Source organism: Micromonospora sp. NPDC018662, from assembly GCF_044391475.1.
Lineage (GTDB): Bacteria > Actinomycetota > Actinomycetes > Mycobacteriales > Micromonosporaceae > Micromonospora.
Genome location: NZ_JBISAC010000015.1, coordinates 91576 through 107390, shown reverse-complemented (window position 1 = coordinate 107390; position 15815 = coordinate 91576). Strand labels below are relative to the sequence as shown.

Below are 15815 nucleotides of genomic sequence, written 5' to 3'. Positions count from 1 at the left end.
ACGCTCGTCGCCCGTACCCGAAGGTCCGCCCCCGGCGGCGCGTTCAGCCGAGGCGCTGACGGATGGTTCCGGAGCACGCCGGAGACCGGCCTTCTCCCAGCGGCAGAACGCCGGCCCCACCGGGCTCGGCGCGCACTACAGTCCAGGCTCATGACGACGGCGACCACGCGCGAGGTCAGATACGCGGCCGACGGCCTGACGATGATCGGGCACCTCGCGCTTCCGGCCGGCGCCGACCGCCGGCCCGCGGTCCTGATCGGCCCCGAGGGGGTGGGGCTCAGCGACGTCGAGCGCCGCCGAGCCGACACGCTCGCCGAACTGGGATACGTGGCGCTGGCCTTCGACCTCCACGGCGGACGCTATCTGGGCGACCCCGAGGAGATGCTGGCCCGTTGCATGCCACTGCTCGCCGACCCCGACCGGATGCGGGGCATCGGCCACGCGGCGCTCGACGTGCTCCGCGCCGAACCGCGGACCGACCCCGACCAGATCGCCGCCGTCGGCTACGGCACCGGGGGCGCGATCGCGCTGGAACTCGGGCGCGACGGCGTCAACCTGCGCGCGATCGGGACCGTCAACGCACTGACCACCGGCCGACCGGGCGAGACGGCGCGCATCCGCTGCCCAGTCTGGGCCGGGGTCGGGTCGGAAGACCCGATCATGCCGCCCGCGCAACGGGACGCATTCACCGCCGAGATGCAGGCCGCAGGCGTCGACTGGCGCCTCGTGGTCTACGGCGGCGCCTTGCACGCCTTCCACCACCCACCGGTCGACCACACCGTGCTCCCCGGCGTCGGCTACCACCCACGGCACGCGCGGCGAGCCTGGCGTGACGTCGTCGACCTGCTCGCCGAGTGCCTGCCCACGACGGGGTGATCGCCCGGGTGTGACACCACGCCAACCCGCTGACCCTGGCCTACCAGGTGGCATTCTCCCCCGCCGGCGCCGCCCTGCCGTGCCAGTTCGAGGGGACCCGCCGCTGGCGCTCGCTACAGCCGGGCGGGGAACGACGCTTCCACTCCCAGCTCCGCGTCAAACGGCGCCATCGCCTGCCACCGAGGGACGCCCGACGTGCGCCAGCGCCTCAGGACGTCCGACCCGCGGCGGCCGCCGCGTTGCGTGCGACACGGATCAGGAGGCGGGGCTGACCGTCGACCGGATGTCGGCGGGTGCGGCGGCGATGACGGTGTCGAGGGCGTCCCGCGAGCCCTGCAGGTCGTTGATGGCCTGGATGATCCGCCGGCGCTCCTGGGTGAGGTCGGCCAGCATGACCGAGAAGGTCGGCACGGCGATCGCGGCCGTCGCGTCCGGATTCACCGTGGCCACCCTGCTGGGCGTGCCGCTCGGGGCGATGCTCGGCCAGGCGGCCGGCTGGCGGGCCCCGCTCCTCGCGTTGACCGTGCTCGCCCTGCTCGCCACCGTCCTGCTGGCGGTCGTCCTGCCCTCCGCTCGTGCAGCAACTCGCAGCGCAGCGCTTCGGTGAATCCGACGCCGTCTTCGCCACAACGATGAGCGCCGAGATCAGATAAACGATGACCGGCGGGAACTGCTGCAACATCTCCACCATCGCTACCCCCTACAAAGCTCCTGGTGAGCCTGCCGAACAACAATCGGCGTCCCAGCCGTAGCGCCAGGTTGGCCGGGAAGTACCGTGGGGCATCGCCCGATCCAATGTGGCTTGGGGTCGCAGGGCGGCCAAGATGAACCGGCGCGGATGGCGCACCCCAGTCGTCGGCGAAGTACCGACGTGACGACGACCAGGGCTCTTAGATTCTGGCGAATGCGGCGCGGGCGGCGTTGTCCTGGCACAGCTGTTCCTGGGCTGAGGTCCAGCCGAAGGTGGTGGCCATTGCCTGGAACTCGTCGTCGAGGGTGGTGTCGGCGGTGGTGCGGGCGTCGGTGCTGACGGTGACGCGTATGCCGGCGCGGAGCAGCCGGTCGGCCGGATGGTCGGCCAGGGACGACACTGCTCGCGTCAGCACGTTGCAGCGGGGGCAGGTTTCGAGGGCGATCTGGTCACGGCGCAGGCGGTCGAGGAGGGCGTTGTCGGCCACGCTGCGTACGCCGTGGCCGATGCGTCGCGCGCCGAGGACGTCAAGTGCTTCCCACACGCTGTCGGGGCCGGCGGCTTCCCCGGCGTGGACGGTGACCGGAACACCGGCCGCGTGTGCGAGGTCGAAGGCTTCGCGGTGCCGGGCGCCGGGGAGGCGTTCGTCGCCGGCGAGGTCGAGCCCGGCCACGACGTCGCGGCGGCGCACGGCGGCGTCGGCGACGGCCATGCTCATTTCAGGGTGCTGGTGGCGCAGGCAGCACAGTAGTAGGCCGGTGCGGATCCCGGTGGCCGTGGTGCCGTCGGTCAGGCCGGCGGAGACGGCGGTGATGGCGTCGTCGATGGTCATGCCGCAGCGGGTGTGCAGTTGCGGAGCGAAGCGGACCTCGCCGTAGGCGACGTTGTCACGCCGCCAGTCGGTGACGAGTTCGGCGGCGGCGCGGCGCAGTGCCTGCGGGGTCTGCAGGACGTCCAGGGCGATGTCGATGTAGGGCAGGAACGCGTGCAGGCTTCCGGTGTCGGCGGGGGCGACGGCAAGGTGTCGTACGGGTGCAGGCAGATGAAGGTGGTGTTCGGCGGCGAGGGCCGCGATCGTGTCGGGTCGTACGGAGGCGTCGAGATGGCAGTGCAGCTCGTAGCGCGCAGGCCGGTCGGCGGTGGTCACGCGTCGGTATCCTCCCTCTGACAGGACTCGAACAACATCCGCTCGAAGCCGACGGTGTCGACGCGCCGCACGAGCGTGACGTTCGGCGCGGCGGCGGTCGACGATGAGTTGTCCACGTGCCTCGTAGCGACCTGTCTGAGCCTGGAGCACGTCCGCGGATCCGGTTCGGAAGTGTCGTGGGAGTACGAGTGCGGGAACCGTCGCATCAGCCATGGCGGTCAGCCTGACCACGCATCGCCACACTCAAGGCCGCTGTAGGCCGATACTCTGGTGCTCAAGCAGCCTTGACCACCGGTACGTCAGGTACAGCAGGGATGCTTCAAATCTGTGTCCGAGGGGGGAAACGAACACCTGTACGTATCATATGTGCACCATCTTGGGTGCGCATGCTCATAGATTACGTACGGCCAGGGCTGACTCAAGTGCTTGCGGTTCGACTGGTGTTCGCGGCGCGGCCACGCAAGTATCCACCGTTCCAGCAGCGCGGCCCTTGGACTCGATATCGACAGACCGCCACGTCGTCGCGAACACTCGTTCAGGTGAGACCGCGAACGGATCCTGCCTCTCGGTGGCTGGCCTCTAACCTCAAAGATTCGGCCAACTCGCTCTTGCGGTCGAGATGCGCAGGCTAACCACTTGCAGAGCGGCTTGTCGGTGCCTTTACATACTCGACGGGAGTGCTCGACCTACTCGAACAGTTCGCGGATGACTCCCATGGCCCGCGGCGAAACGACTTCGTCAGGGTAGAAGTCGCTGCACAGACGTAGGGCGTCATCGACTGTCGCCACCTTGGCCAGCGCCGCCAGGGTGCGAAGGTCGTCCACGTCGCGGGTCCGCGCCGCGAGGGCCTTCATCGCGAAGATGTGCTCCGGCGAGGCCGCCATCACGCGCAGGCCTGGGTGGTCGAAGACCCGGCGCCTGCCTGGGTCGTCCTTTCCGGAGACATACACGCTGGCCTGCTCGTTGAGCCACCACGGCGGCAGACCTAATTCATCGGCCACCGCACGCGCCTCGTCAAGGACGACACCGTGCGGGACGAACATCGCGTCGACGTCCCTGGTGACCCGTTTCGCATCGTAGGCGAGCGCCATCGCGGCACCACCCACCACGAAGATGTCGGCGACGACCCCGCGACGGACAAGCCGCTCGCCCAGGTGAGTGAACGCGCGTTCGAGTTCCGCGCGCCCCATCAGCACGCCGTCTGACCCGCTCACGCCGCCGCCAGATCGTGCACGGACAGGTATACGCCATGCTTTCGAAATGCAGCCGGCGCCCATGCCAGGGCGTCGGCCCGGTGGATGGCCAGTTCGGCCGGGAACCACGCCCGGCGCAGCACACGTGCGTCGACCCACGCGGGCGGAGCAAGATCCGCCTGAGCCAGCAGATGCTCCGCAACAGCGGCGAGCAGCGCATCCCACCGCGGATCCCCCGTCAGCCCGGGCTCGTCGCTCAACAGGGCGACCCTGGTTTCGGCGGGTTCCCAGCGGTACTCCTCCAGAAACTCCCATACGAGCTTCCAGCGAGTCCGGTCGGTGTCCGCGGATACCAGATGGGTGGCCAACCTGGCCAGACTCATCGGTTCGTAGCTGGTACCCATCGGGCAAGCCTCACCTTCGAGCCGACAGCTTCATCCGTTGCAGACTATCGCGGCGCGGACCGCGAACACCGCAGAGGTGAGGTGGCGGCGGGTCCGATTTTCGTGCCGCACCTCTGCTTGGACCGTTCACTCACGCAGCCCGCACGGCGCCGCTCTTATGATCTTGGTGGAAGGCGGCGCCGTCTACGACGTTGCCGCGAACTCACAGGGGTGCATGCTAGCGTGACTATCAGTCAGATTGCGATCGAGAAGGCGACTCCGGCCGCGGTTGGCAGATCCGTTGCCCGCCAAGCCCGGCGGACGGCATCACTTCGCGGGTGTGGTCTTGACGGTGGCGCGTAGCGTTTGTGCGAGGCTGGGCATCGCCTTCCAGCCGTCGGCGACTCGTGCGATTCGGGCGGTGTTGGTGGTGGTGAACTTCTGCAGGTCGTTAGCGGCAGCGTTGACGACTCCATCGAGCCGTGATTCACGGCAGGCCCAGTCGGCAGCGGCTACCTTCTTCTCGAATGCGACAGCGGCGGCCCATTCAGGGAGGGCGGTCGGGTCCGACGGACGCTCAAATGACACAGGTGGGAACTTCTGCTCGACCTTCAGGTACGCCTCGGACAGGCCACCGGCGTCGATTCCGGCCGACTTCATGCAGCTGGCGTATTGGCGAGTCAGGTCCGGTGCGACCTGCTGCTGGACGCTACCGAGCAGGTCTACCAGCTCGACTTCCAGCTCCTGCTGCCCGTCCGGAACCCTGAGCTTCTCACCCGCGGTGGCGGCGTTCTGGCAGGACTCGACAGCAGTGAACCAGCGAGCTTGGTCATCCGAGGCGGCAGGCAAACCCGGGTTGGGGGTCTCACCTCGCTTGGCCAGCATCTCGATACGGGCGGCGACCCCGAAATCGGCGCGCTGGGGCGCAAACCCGAGCAGATCACCGGGGGCAGGGTCGGTAGGCGGCCTCATCGGCTGATAGGGAGTGACGCCGTAAACGACGCCCTTGGTCCGGGCGCAGGCGGCGATCGCGGACTGGCTCGTGAGCCACATCCGCTCCTCGCCGGCCAGACGCTGTTGCGGCGTTCCATATACCTGGTCGATCACAGCGGACAACACGGCCGGGGCATCGACGCCGACGGGCGCGGCGGCCGGCATGCCCGGCTGGGCACAGCCGGCCAGCGCGGCGATGATGACGGCGGTTGCAACGGCAACGTTCCGGCGGCGCTTAACCATTGGTCGGTGGGCTCCCTTCATACGAAATCAGGACGAGCAAGAAGTGACCGAGCCGCCCCCGTCGTACAGGTACGAGCCGGTGGAGGTGAGCCACCACGAGCGGGTGCACTTGTTCGGAATGCTCACGATGACCTCAGATGGTACGCCGATCGCTATCTCGCAAGTGCCGCTGGCGGTCGCGTTATTGTTGCCATAGCAGCTGAACAGCTTGTTGAAGCCGAACACGTTCGTCGACTCGTACGTGTTACCACTGTCGCGTGAAAAGGCCGATCGGCAGGACCGTGCCATACGCGCATCGAAGTGACCGCTCTCGCGGCTCCAGTCGTACCACATGTCCAGGCACTTGCCGCTGGGCACGGCGCCTGTCGGAGCGGCCAGCACGCGCAGCAGGTCGGACGAGTCGTTCTGGTTGTAGAACCCGTAGGACGGCGATGGACCGACGTACAGGTATGCGGATGAGGCCTGCGCGGGACTCGCGACAGACAAGCCGCCCGGCCGAGCACGATAGCCGCCGCCGTGGCGAGTCGGCGGCGCATGGGATGACCAGACAACAGCTTCCCTTATTGATGAACAATGCCACGCCCCTCACCGGCCGCGCGAGGCATGGATGAATCCACCGAGCCAGCAGCGTACCCCCAAATCCAACTCGCGTATCGATTTCAGACGATCAGGAGGCCTCTGTGTCATCACCCCCACCAAGACCGTCGCAGTGCGGAGTCGTCGTCGACGCCGCAGGGTGGATGCTGACCGACGCCTCCGAGGTGCCCGACTGCCGTGATGAACGCCAGCGGACGGCGGCCGACGCCTCCCGGGCCGGCGCCGACGCGAACCTGTCCGGGGCCACACGGGACAGTGACGGTACCCGGGTGGGCGCCACCGACACCGAGGACGACTGGGACCGCGCCCCCGGCCGGTGGACGACCCGCAAGCCCTGTCACCGCCCACGGTGGCGGGGCTTCTCACGTGTCGACCGGCTGGTCTACCTCGGGCAGGTGGCCGTGCGCCCGCACGGTCGTGGCCGCGGCAGGGCCGTTGCCGGGCCGAGCTGGCGCGACGCGATCTCGCGTGACCGCTATCCTCTTGCCGTGATCCGCACTCTCGCCGCCGTGTCCCTGGCTCCGCTGCTGCTCCTCTCGGGGTGTGCGTCCACCGACGCCCCGACACCCGCCAGGGCCAACCCCAGCGTGCCGGCGGACCGAGAAGCCGTCGGCGCCTGTCTGCTGGTGGCCCGGACGATCGAGCGGAAGGACGTGCTCTTCGGCTCGGGCACGCGACCGGCGGCACGCGCCGCGCAGTCGACCGATCCGGGCATCCAGGAGGCCGGCCGGGAGCTGATGACGGCGGGCACGGCGGTCGAGGAACTCCTCGTCAAGAACGCCCCGGAGGCCGATCGCGTGCCGGCCACCGCGCGCCTGGTCGAGGCGCAGCAGAAGTTGCTGTCGGCGTGCACCGACCTTTTCGGACCGCAGCCGTGGCCGTTCGACAACCAGCCGTCGCCCCGCGCCACGAGCTGAACCGGATGAAGGAACTCGGGTGATCAGGGCGATCTTCTTCGACATTGGCAGAACGGTCCTCGACGAGTCACGCGAGTTCGCCGACTGGCGGACCGGTCGGCGTGCCCGGCGGCCTGGTCGGGCAGCGACGCGACGGCATCCGACGGCGCTGTTGGCTCCGCCCGACCAGCTCGCCCTGCTCGGCACTTGAATCGACGAGCAACGCCGAACCTGGAGCAACCTCCTCGACGCGCTCGCGCACCAACTCAACGACCAGGAGGCTGTACGATGACCCGCCAGCGCCGAGCTGCGCGGCGACGAACCGATCGACCACCGCCACCTCAACACCGAGTCCGCCCGGGTCTGGACGGCGTTCACCTAACCGACCGACGTCGCCGCGTTCTGGGGCGGCTCGCACGTCACCATGCCACCCGCCCCGGCGGCGAGTTCGTGCTCGACACCCGGGCGTCGGATGGCATGACGCGGCGGCTCTGCTTCGTCTACGTGCGCCTTGACCCGACCCGCGAACTCATGCTCGACGAGCCGGTCACCGGCCTGCGCACCAGCGTGACCTTCGGCTCACCGATGGAGACACCGACCCACCGTGCACCAACGCCGACTGCCGGTGGAGCAGCGGACCAGCCGGGCTGCCGACGGGTTCGCCTCGATCCTGGAGGCCCTCACCAACCACCTCACCGAGGGCGGAGCCCGCCGTGTCGCAGCCGAGTCAGCGTGACCTGGTCGCCCATATACTTCGCCGATTTTCGTGCTGGGGACCACGCATGCATCCCGGCATCCTGACCGACGACATCGACTGGGCCGTCCACGGGCACCGCAACATACGGGGCCGCGCCGAGTTCGACGGCGAGATCGAGAATCGGCCTTCCACGGGCAGCCCACAGCTCGACGTCGAGCGGGTGATCAAGGACGGGCCGGTGGTGGTGGGCACCGGCGAGGGACGCGGAGTCAGCGTCGCACACGGGCCGTTCCGCTTCGCTTTCAACGACCTGTTCACGTTACGCGACGGGCTGATCGCGCGTGTCGACTCCCCCACTTCATGCCGCTGCCCCGGAGGGAGTCGCGAGGGTGGAATCGCGGTGTCGAGGCACCGGCTGCTCCTCAATCCCGCAGGTGGTCGAGGAGCGGCCGGCCGACTCCACGAACTTATTCCCGCAAGCCCATCGCCCGACGGATCGGTCCCGCCAGCGCCGGATTCTTCAGCCTCATGACGCTGATGAATCCGCTCCAGGTCGTCGCTCCAACGAGGACCCGCTCGTCCAACGCCATCATGACGAAGCCGGGTCGCCCCGAAGGCCCTCCCAGCACACCCCAGTCCACTCCTCTGCCGATGACATCCCATTCGTTACGCAGCCGCACTCGAGCCCAATGCGGCCCCGCCGATGGGTCCCCATCTACCGGGCCGACCGAGACGAGGAAGCAATCATCCTCGTCGAACAGCCCGCCCGTGTCGGCAAAGTTCCACCAGGCCGCATTCGCACCCTCAATCAGGGCAGGATCATCGAACATGAATTCGACGTCCTCCCTGCCGTCCTCGACGGAGCAGGCCGAGAGCATCCAGGCCGCCGCAGCTGGCAGCTCGACTGTAGGCCAGGTGAAGTCGACCAAGTCCACACCTGCGGTACCCAGCGAAGCAGCGATCATCTCCGGATTTGGCATTCTCTTCACTCACCCACACGGCCGATAGGTGGTGATCCGGTCGTAGTTGTGACCAGCTCCCGGACGCCCACCCTTCGGGCCTACCCAACCAATGGTGCCATCGGCCTTCACTAGGAGACGGTAGTCGTTACCGCCGCCGGGAATGTCGTAGATCTCCGCACCCCTCCAGTAGGTTCTGGCACCGATGGGTCCGGATCGACCGTCGAAGGTGTCAGGAACCTGCACGGTCCGGCCGTTCACTCGAACAGGGCGACCGTTCTCCATGCGGGTCGTCATGCGCTGCGACAGGTCGCCCCGATTGTACGCGTCAATTCCGTCTTGCACGATCCGGGGCGGGGTGAGCCCGTCATTGTGTACCAGAACCGGGACGCCACCAGCGACCACGTAGTACGTGTGAAGCCCGTTTACGGTCAGGTTGAAGGCAAGCGCCGTGTGTAGGGAAGCCGGGCGGAGGCCACCGACGATCGCTGCTCCTCCGTTAGGAGCGAGAACGAGATCGCCTCGGTCGAGCTGGTCGGCCCGCTGCCATTCGCGTTCCGTTTGGTTCCAGAACGGATGGTCCTCGGTCGCGACGACAAGTGCATCCCCGACCTCGAGTTCGATGAGATCGTCGAGGTGCTTCCAAACGTGATCGACTCTCCGAGGCCCCTGCTCACCTGTCTCCGGATCCGTCGCGAGGACCTCGTCACCCGCTCGAATCTCCTCCAGCGCCATGACCGAGCCGTCGGCCATGAGAACTTCGGTGTCACCACTGAAGCTCATGCATCCGCAGTTGCAGCCACCCCGTCCATTGGGGCGGCCCCTCGGCCCCAGTCCGCGTCCAGCACCCGCAGCCGCACCCAGCGCCCCGACCCCCCCGGGGATTAAGTCGTCGGAAGGCAGCACCTCCGCCAGCTTGTCGATGTTGGGGTTGTACAACTCCTCTACCCACTTCTGGCATCCACCCGGATTCCCCATTTCGACGCAGATGTTCATCGCCAAGGCCCGTTCGCTGACGGGCGCGAGCTCCACGCTCGGGACGAGCGCGTCCATCGCGAAATGTGCGCCGCGTTGTTCATTCCAGCGGCGGGTGAACTCTTCCAGCGGCACTGTCTCGGGGACTCGGATGACGTGACCGAGGATGCGGGGGTCGTTGCGACGCGTGGGGGCGCTACCCGACTGCTTCCGACTCGTGCCCCAGGCCTTGTTAGCCTCCGTGCCGCACCCGCCCGGGCAGCCCTTGGCCGGACTGTATCCGTAGCAGTCGAACTGGCGGCAGTCGTCCGGGATGAGGCCGGTCGGGTCGCTCGTGGTGACCGGCGAGTTGTTGGCGTATGCGTAGCCGTTCCACTGCTGCGGGCTCGACAGGTCCTGAAGCGGGTCCAGGGAGACGAAGCGACCTGTCGTTGGGTCGTAGTTGCGGGCGCCGACCTGGGTCAGCCCGGTGGCGGTGTTCAGCGGCTGGTTGAGGAAGCCCCGGTTGTCGGGCGCCGTGACGGTGGCGCCGCGCTGGCCGCCGTAGGGCGTGAACTGACGCCAGGTGGGGATCTGCGCGGTGTTGTTGAGGTAGAGGGTGGGATTCCCCTGGTGGTCCGGGATCAGGTAGCTGTAGTTGGTGCCACTGCCGGTCCGGATGGCCGTCGCGCCGTTGGGCAACGGGTAGTAGCGGACACCGCTGACCGCGTTGGTGGTGGTGTTCAGCGTGATCTGCTGGGTCGGCAGGTAGAGCGTTGTGGTGCCGGGGTCCCGCTGGACGAGGAGGTTGCCGTCGGCGTCGTACAGGAAGGAGCTGTTGCCGTCCCGACCGCCGGTGACCGCGGTCAACTCGCCGGTCTCGTCCCAGGTGAGCGTCTGATTGCCCTGACCGGCGTTCCGAGCGGTCATGTTGCCGGTCTTGTCGTAGGTGTACGAGGTCGAGCCGGTCAGGCCGCCGGCGGTGGTCGTGCCGGTCAGCGTGTGCGGCTGGCTGGCGCCGTTGCCGTTGTAGACGTAGTCGGTGGTGGTGTCGGCCCCGCCGCTGAGGGAGCGCTGGATCTGGGTCTTGCGGTTGCCGACAGCGTCGAAGGTCCACTCGGTCCAGAAAGCGCTGGTCGAGCCGATGCCACTGCCCACCTTGGAGCGGTTGGCGACGGTGGGCTCGGTGACGCAGTTGTCGGTGGCGGTCCAGGCCGAGGTGAGCCGCCGCAGGCCGTCGTGGCGGTAGCACTGGGTCTCGGCCGCCACGCCGGGCAGGTTCCGGGTCTCGACCTGCTTGACGATGTTGCCGAACCGGTCGTACTCGTAATCACGCTGGCCGACGTCGGAGGTCGACGTGGCCGTCTTGGTGATCTTGCGTTGCCTGAGCCAGCCGGTGTGATCGTCGTAGATGTTGACCATGGTGGCCTGGCTGGTGCTGGCGTTGAGGCCGCCGCCGGTCACCCGCCCCCACGCGTCGTAGCTGGTGACGTTGGCGTAGGTGGCCAGCAGACTGCCCGCCCCGTTGGGAATCTCCAGCGCGCTCTTGTAGGAATAAGTGACGGTCTCGGTGGGCAGGCCGCCGGCGGCCTGCCAGGCGTCGCTGTACGGCTTGCCGGTGACGCCCAGGTACTTATGGGTGAAGGAGTAGGTGTTGCCGAGCAGCCCTTCCGTCGCCGGGATCGTGATCGTCTCGCCGGTGGAGGCGCCGAAGGCGGTGAAGCCGCCGTACTGGGTGGTGTAGGCAGCGCCGTTGCGGTAGGTGGTGGCCGTGGTCAGCTTGCCGATCGGGTTCGTCATCCCGGCGACCGCGTTGTTGGTGTTGTCGTACTCCCACTTGCCGAACTGGTTGGCCGACGACTGGTCCTTCTTCGCGGCGGTGAAGCTGCCGGTCTTCCGGTTGATCTTGTCGTAGGTGTAGGAGACGGTCTTCCCGCGCGCGTCGGTGGTCTCGGTGACGTTGCCGACGCCGTCGTACGTGGTGTTGCTGGTGCCGGCGACCGGGTCCGTCTTGCTGGTGACCCGGCCCAGCAGGTCGTACTGGCTCTTCCAGTCGGTGCCGCTCGCATCGGTCAGGAGCGCCTGGTTGCCGCGGTCGTCATAGCCGTAGCTGGTGGTGGTCGTGGTGCCGCCCGTCACCTGGAAGGTGCCGGTGAACGCGTTCGCCGGGCTGACCAGGGTGGGTGCGGCGGTATACTGGAGCAGCGTGGTGGCACGACCCATCGGGTCGGTGACGGTGGTGGTGACGGTGCCGCCCGGCGGCGGGATCACCGTGGTGCGGTCACCGTTGTGGACCATCCGGGTCGACGAGACGACCAGGTTGTCGCGCTTGCTCTCGGCGAGGATCACCCGGCCCGCACCGTCGTAGGTATTGAACGTCTGGTTCAGCACCTTCTTGGACAGGTCCGTCGCGTACATCGGAGTGGTGCCGGGATCACGCTCGTCATCCCACCAGCCGTTGTAGGTGGCGGCCACCCAGCCCCGGCTGTCGTAGAACGTGTCGGTGATCATCCGACCGCCGGCCGGAGTGGTGGCCTGCGTCTGGCGGGGCCGCAGCTGGGCGTCGTAGATTTGGACGGCCGGGGCCCATCCGCCGGAGTTGTTCAGCGTCTCGGTGGTGGTCGCGGTCGGGCCGGTCTTCTGGACCAGGTAGGTGTAGCGGACGTTGGGCGAGGTGCTTGTCGCGCGGGAGGCGCCCCAGACCGCCTTGACCCGGCCGAGCGCGTCGTACTGCCGGGTGGTCACCACGCTGTTGGCGTCGCTGCTCACCGTGGTGAGGTTGCGCATCGGCGTGAGCGTCGTCGAGGTGGTATGCCCCTCGGCGTTGGTGGTGTTGACCCCGACGGTCAGGCCGACCGAGTTGTCGGTGTAGGCGGTTCGACTAACGTTGCCGTTGGCGTCGTAGGTGGCGACGGCCCGCCCGTAGCTGTCGAAGTCGGCTCGGCCGGTGGTCTGGTAGACGTAGGCGCCGGCCTTGTAGTCCTCGGCCTGGCGCACCATGGTGACCGTGCCCCGGGTCGGCGCCTTGACCTGAGGGAAGGTGTCGTCGAACGCGGGGTCGTCGTAGTAGGTCCGCACGTGCGAGACGACCTGACGGGGACGGTCGACGGTTGCGGGGGCGGTGAGCGTGTTGACGCTGCCGGGGACGGTGGTCGGTGTGCCCTGGGTGTAGCCGCCACAGGCCACGGAGACGGTCTCGATCTGGCTGATCAGGCCGGTGATGTTCGCGGTGGTGTTCGCTGGCGCGTATTTCGTGGAGGTGCAGCGGTCGTAGGCCACGTTCACCGGGACCGTGTGGTCGTAGGAGTGCAGGATCAGACCAAAAGTCGGCGAGTTCACATCGGTGTCGTAGGTGGTATCGGTCTGGCTGTAGCGCCAGGTCGTGGTGCCGGATGAGGTGATCGCTTGCCGGTTCCACTTCTGGACCTGGCCCATCTTGTGGGCGGTCAGCGCGGGCAGGCCGGAACGCGTACGAGTGGCTGTGGCGCCGGACACCCAGTAGGAGGTCACCGAGGAGGTCTCCACCGGGCCGGTGTCGCCGCGGTGGGAGGTGGTCTCGAGTTCGCGTCCGGCGAGTTGGTCGAGATCCTCGTGCTGGCCGCCGGCGGAGTCGGTCACCTTGACCACGGTGCTGTTGTTGTTCTTCGACATGCCGCGGTAGTAGGTCGAGACGGACAGCGTCTGGGCGTCGTTGACGCCGTCGCCGTTACGGGTCTCGACGGTGCCGTAGCCGCGGAACTGGCCGTAGGTGCGGTACTTGGCCTTGACCACCTCGTTGTCGTCGTAGCGCCAGGCCGCGCCGCCGACGTACTTGTAGCTAGTTGAGGTCTGCCGGGCACCGCCGGTGGGGTCGGTAGCGGTGACCCTGGTGACGGCGTACTTGTGGAACCAGTCTTGTTTCGGGGTGGTGAGCCCGTCCGGGGTCCAGTAGACCGGGTAGCAGGATCTCGTGTTGGTGTTCGGGGCGAGGGTGACCGGTGCCGTGCAGGGAAGCGGCAGCTCGTAGCTGGCGGTGATCATGGAGCCGGTTTCGGTGGTGACCGTCTCGATGCGCTGCCGATAGAACGACGGGAAGCCGCCCGCGGTGTCGACCCGATTGGCGAGCTTCTTCGCGGTGAAGGACACGGACGGCAGGGTGATCGGTGTCGTCGAACCGCCCGAGGTGAGGTCGTGGCCGGTGCGGGTGATGGAATCCAGCCACAGCGTGGGCGAAGTGACGTCTTGCGGGTCCGGCAGGCTTTGCGCCAGCGTGTAGGTGTCGACCGGGAGATGGTCGCGGGCGACAAGGTCGTACTGCTGGGTCTGGATGGAGGTCAGCCGGACCGTGGAGAAGAACGACGGGCTCCAGGACTTGCAGTCGGTGTCTTTGGCGCAGACGAGGTCGTACGGCACGTCGGGCCAGTTGGCCTTCGTTGACTCGTTCAACGGCTTGCATGTTCCAGACACGCAGCGAGCGTCGGTGTTGAACACGACCCGGTTGGGCACGGTGCCGTAGGCGCCGCCGTCGGTGAAGCCATAGTCGATGCGGGCCAGGTTGCTGTCCCGGATGTAGGGCACATCGGTGGCGCCCTCGTTGCGGCCGTAGTAGTTGACGTCCTGGTTGTAGTAGTAGGCCATGGCGTTGCCGTGCGGGTCCTTGACATAGTCGAGGTTCCACCGGTGCGCCATGGTGCAGACCGACGCGCTGAAGCCGGCGGTGTCGTAGCACGGATCCCCGGCGTGCGGGGAGTAGACCGGCCCGTAGTCGACGGACTTGGTTTCCGGCTTGTCCGTGGTCCATCCCGGCAGCCGGTTGCGGCCGAACTCGTACGCCGTCCCGTCCGGCTCGGTGACGCGCCAGTAGTCGGTGTTGTAGGTGCCGCTGCCGTTATTCGAAGCGGTGACCTGGGTGACAACCGATCCGTTGTCGTTCTGCAGCTTCCAGATCCGCTTGCCCGTGTCCCAGATCATCGAGGTCGATGAGCCGTTCAGCGACAGGGTGAGGACCGGCCCGGCGTAGCAGCGGTCGTATGTCTTCTTCGGCGACGGGCTGCCGCCCGGGTCGTCTTTGCACGAAACGAATGTCTGCTCGACGTAATTGCGGGGCGTCGACCAACCGTCGCCTACCCAGGAGGCCTGCGCGTTCGTTGCTGCCGTCTGCCCGTCGACCGCGCTCGAGTCGTAGGACAGCGAGAGTTGCGGCGCCAGCTTTGAGCGGGCCGGCGGGAGCGTCAGCGGGTAGGAGTAACTGAAGGATCCGGTGCTGCCGCCGGCGGACCAGGAGCCGGCGGGTTTGAGGTCGGTCGCGGCGTAGGTGCCGAGTTTACCGCCCTCGTCACCGACGCCGGCCACTGCGGCGAGCACCATCTGCCCGCTCGTCGCGCTGGTCTTCGACATGGTGTCGTCGATGGGAACTTCTGCGGAGACCGTCCTGGCGACAGCGTCGTTGGTGGAGGTGAGCGGCTGCTGCCTGCGACATTCAGCGAGGTGCGGCGTGTTCAGCGCGCATGCCGGCAGCCTGACCAGCTTGAGACGCAGGCCGTAGTTGCCTCCGTACGCCTCGGCGAAAGAACCGTAGTCCACCCCGACTCGCACGGTGGCGCGGGCCTGGGCGTGTGGGGCAGCAGAGGTTGCCTGCGGGCTGACGTTGACGAGCAGCCCGTCGACGCCGACGGCGGTCGCGGCGGAGCGGTTGAGGACCCGGAGGTTCCAGCGGGTGGGACCTGCGTAGGACGTGTCGGTCTTGGCCAGAGGGCTCACCCAGATCGGCACTTGCGCGGCGCGCGCTTTGACGGGGCCGGCTGCGCTGTTGGCGGGCGCGTTCAGGTCGACCTGCGCGGCGGCGGCCTGCGGCCACGTCGTCCTGGTCGGCGTGAACTTCTTCTCAGCATCGTTGCGCGGGTAGGCGAATCTACTGGGTAGCGGTTTCACCCCGTCGACCGACCTGCCAGGCGATGGGACTGGCGGCTCGACTGTCGTCGGGGCGGCGTTGGCAGGAGTGCCGATCAGCAGTCCTGCGGTGACGGTCGCCGCGATGGCGGATGCGGTCAGTCGCGTGCGGCGCGTGAACAGCCGCACTCCCCCGTGCCTGAGCATGCGAATCCCAACCTAAGTATGGATGAGGTGACCACGCCGGCTGTCCTCGCACACCCTCCGTGGCGCGATCAATCTGCCACGTAACCAACCTGGTTGATGTCACGAGAGGAT

General features: G+C 67.7%; 13 protein-coding genes. 4 read left to right on the top strand and 9 right to left on the bottom strand.

The annotated features are described in order from the left end of the window. Positions 1-150: 150 nt before the first annotated feature. On the top strand, positions 151-876 hold the full coding sequence (locus ACH495_RS29595; protein WP_396860992.1) for a dienelactone hydrolase family protein: 726 nt from the start codon (positions 151-153) through the stop codon (positions 874-876). A 255-nt stretch (positions 877-1131) separates the two neighbouring features. On the opposite strand, the gene ACH495_RS29590 is transcribed toward ACH495_RS29595, so the two are convergent. Further along, positions 1132-1269 carry a hypothetical protein gene (locus tag ACH495_RS29590; RefSeq protein WP_396860991.1) on the bottom strand — a complete coding sequence of 46 codons (138 nt, stop codon included), beginning with the start codon at positions 1267-1269 and terminating at the stop codon, positions 1132-1134. Between ACH495_RS29590 and ACH495_RS29585 the strand changes: the two genes are divergently transcribed. After that, positions 1268-1483 (top strand): MFS transporter, encoded by a 216-nt coding sequence (locus tag ACH495_RS29585; RefSeq protein ID WP_396860990.1) that lies wholly within the window; start codon positions 1268-1270, stop codon positions 1481-1483. The genes ACH495_RS29590 and ACH495_RS29585 overlap by 2 nt on opposite strands. Before the next feature lie 283 nt (positions 1484-1766). On the opposite strand, the gene add is transcribed toward ACH495_RS29585, so the two are convergent. The 5 genes from add to ACH495_RS29560 form a co-directional block, all read right to left on the bottom strand. Further along, positions 1767-2714, bottom strand: a complete 948-nt coding sequence (add, locus tag ACH495_RS29580) for an adenosine deaminase (protein ID WP_396860989.1) — start codon at positions 2712-2714, stop codon at positions 1767-1769. A gap of 686 nt (positions 2715-3400) precedes the next feature. Further along, complete coding sequence (locus ACH495_RS29575; protein ID WP_396860988.1) at positions 3401-3928, bottom strand: DUF6036 family nucleotidyltransferase; 528 nt, start codon at positions 3926-3928, stop codon at positions 3401-3403. Then, positions 3925-4311: a hypothetical protein gene (locus ACH495_RS29570; protein ID WP_396860987.1), complete on the bottom strand. Its 387-nt coding sequence runs from the start codon at positions 4309-4311 to the stop codon at positions 3925-3927. Before ACH495_RS29570 ends, ACH495_RS29575 begins: the two co-directional genes overlap by 4 nt. Before the next feature lie 306 nt (positions 4312-4617). After that, positions 4618-5526: a hypothetical protein gene (locus ACH495_RS29565; RefSeq protein ID WP_396860986.1), complete on the bottom strand. Its 909-nt coding sequence runs from the start codon at positions 5524-5526 to the stop codon at positions 4618-4620. A gap of 27 nt (positions 5527-5553) precedes the next feature. Further along, complete coding sequence (locus ACH495_RS29560; protein ID WP_396860985.1) at positions 5554-6012, bottom strand: hypothetical protein; 459 nt, start codon at positions 6010-6012, stop codon at positions 5554-5556. Positions 6013-6611: 599 nt separating this feature from the next. Here ACH495_RS29560 and ACH495_RS29555 point away from each other — a divergent pair. Continuing rightward, positions 6612-7040, top strand: coding sequence for a hypothetical protein (locus ACH495_RS29555; RefSeq protein ID WP_396860984.1), 429 nt, complete (start codon positions 6612-6614; stop codon positions 7038-7040). Positions 7041-7107: 67 nt separating this feature from the next. Here the strand turns inward: ACH495_RS29555 and ACH495_RS29550 are convergent, their stop codons facing one another. After that, a complete protein-coding gene (locus ACH495_RS29550; RefSeq protein ID WP_396860983.1) occupies positions 7108-7359 on the bottom strand; it encodes a hypothetical protein in 252 nt (83 codons plus the stop codon). A 442-nt stretch (positions 7360-7801) separates the two neighbouring features. Here ACH495_RS29550 and ACH495_RS29545 point away from each other — a divergent pair, with 442 nt between their 5' ends. After that, positions 7802-8248: a nuclear transport factor 2 family protein gene (locus tag ACH495_RS29545; RefSeq protein WP_396860982.1), complete on the top strand. Its 447-nt coding sequence runs from the start codon at positions 7802-7804 to the stop codon at positions 8246-8248. On the opposite strand, the gene ACH495_RS29540 is transcribed toward ACH495_RS29545, so the two are convergent. After that, the gene (locus ACH495_RS29540; RefSeq protein ID WP_396861032.1) at positions 8184-8651 is read right to left on the bottom strand and encodes a hypothetical protein; all 468 of its coding nucleotides are present in this window, start codon (positions 8649-8651) and stop codon (positions 8184-8186) included. The two genes, ACH495_RS29545 and ACH495_RS29540, sit on opposite strands and share 65 nt — an antisense overlap. 54 nt (positions 8652-8705) lie before the next feature. Continuing rightward, the gene (locus tag ACH495_RS29535; protein WP_396860981.1) at positions 8706-15686 is read right to left on the bottom strand and encodes an RHS repeat-associated core domain-containing protein; all 6981 of its coding nucleotides are present in this window, start codon (positions 15684-15686) and stop codon (positions 8706-8708) included. Positions 15687-15815: the final 129 nt, after the last annotated feature.

Excerpts from the sequence above, each read along its gene's own strand:
- ACH495_RS29565 (WP_396860986.1), bottom strand. The coding sequence starts at position 5,526 with ATGGTTAAGCGCCGCCGGAACGTTGCCGTTGCAACCGCCGTCATCATC.
- ACH495_RS29545 (WP_396860982.1), top strand. The coding sequence starts at position 7,802 with ATGCATCCCGGCATCCTGACCGACGACATCGACTGGGCCGTCCACGGG.
- ACH495_RS29590 (WP_396860991.1), bottom strand. The coding sequence starts at position 1,269 with ATGCTGGCCGACCTCACCCAGGAGCGCCGGCGGATCATCCAGGCCATC.
- ACH495_RS29595 (WP_396860992.1), top strand. The coding sequence starts at position 151 with ATGACGACGGCGACCACGCGCGAGGTCAGATACGCGGCCGACGGCCTG.
- ACH495_RS29570 (WP_396860987.1), bottom strand. The coding sequence starts at position 4,311 with ATGGGTACCAGCTACGAACCGATGAGTCTGGCCAGGTTGGCCACCCAT.
- ACH495_RS29585 (WP_396860990.1), top strand. The coding sequence starts at position 1,268 with ATGACCGAGAAGGTCGGCACGGCGATCGCGGCCGTCGCGTCCGGATTC.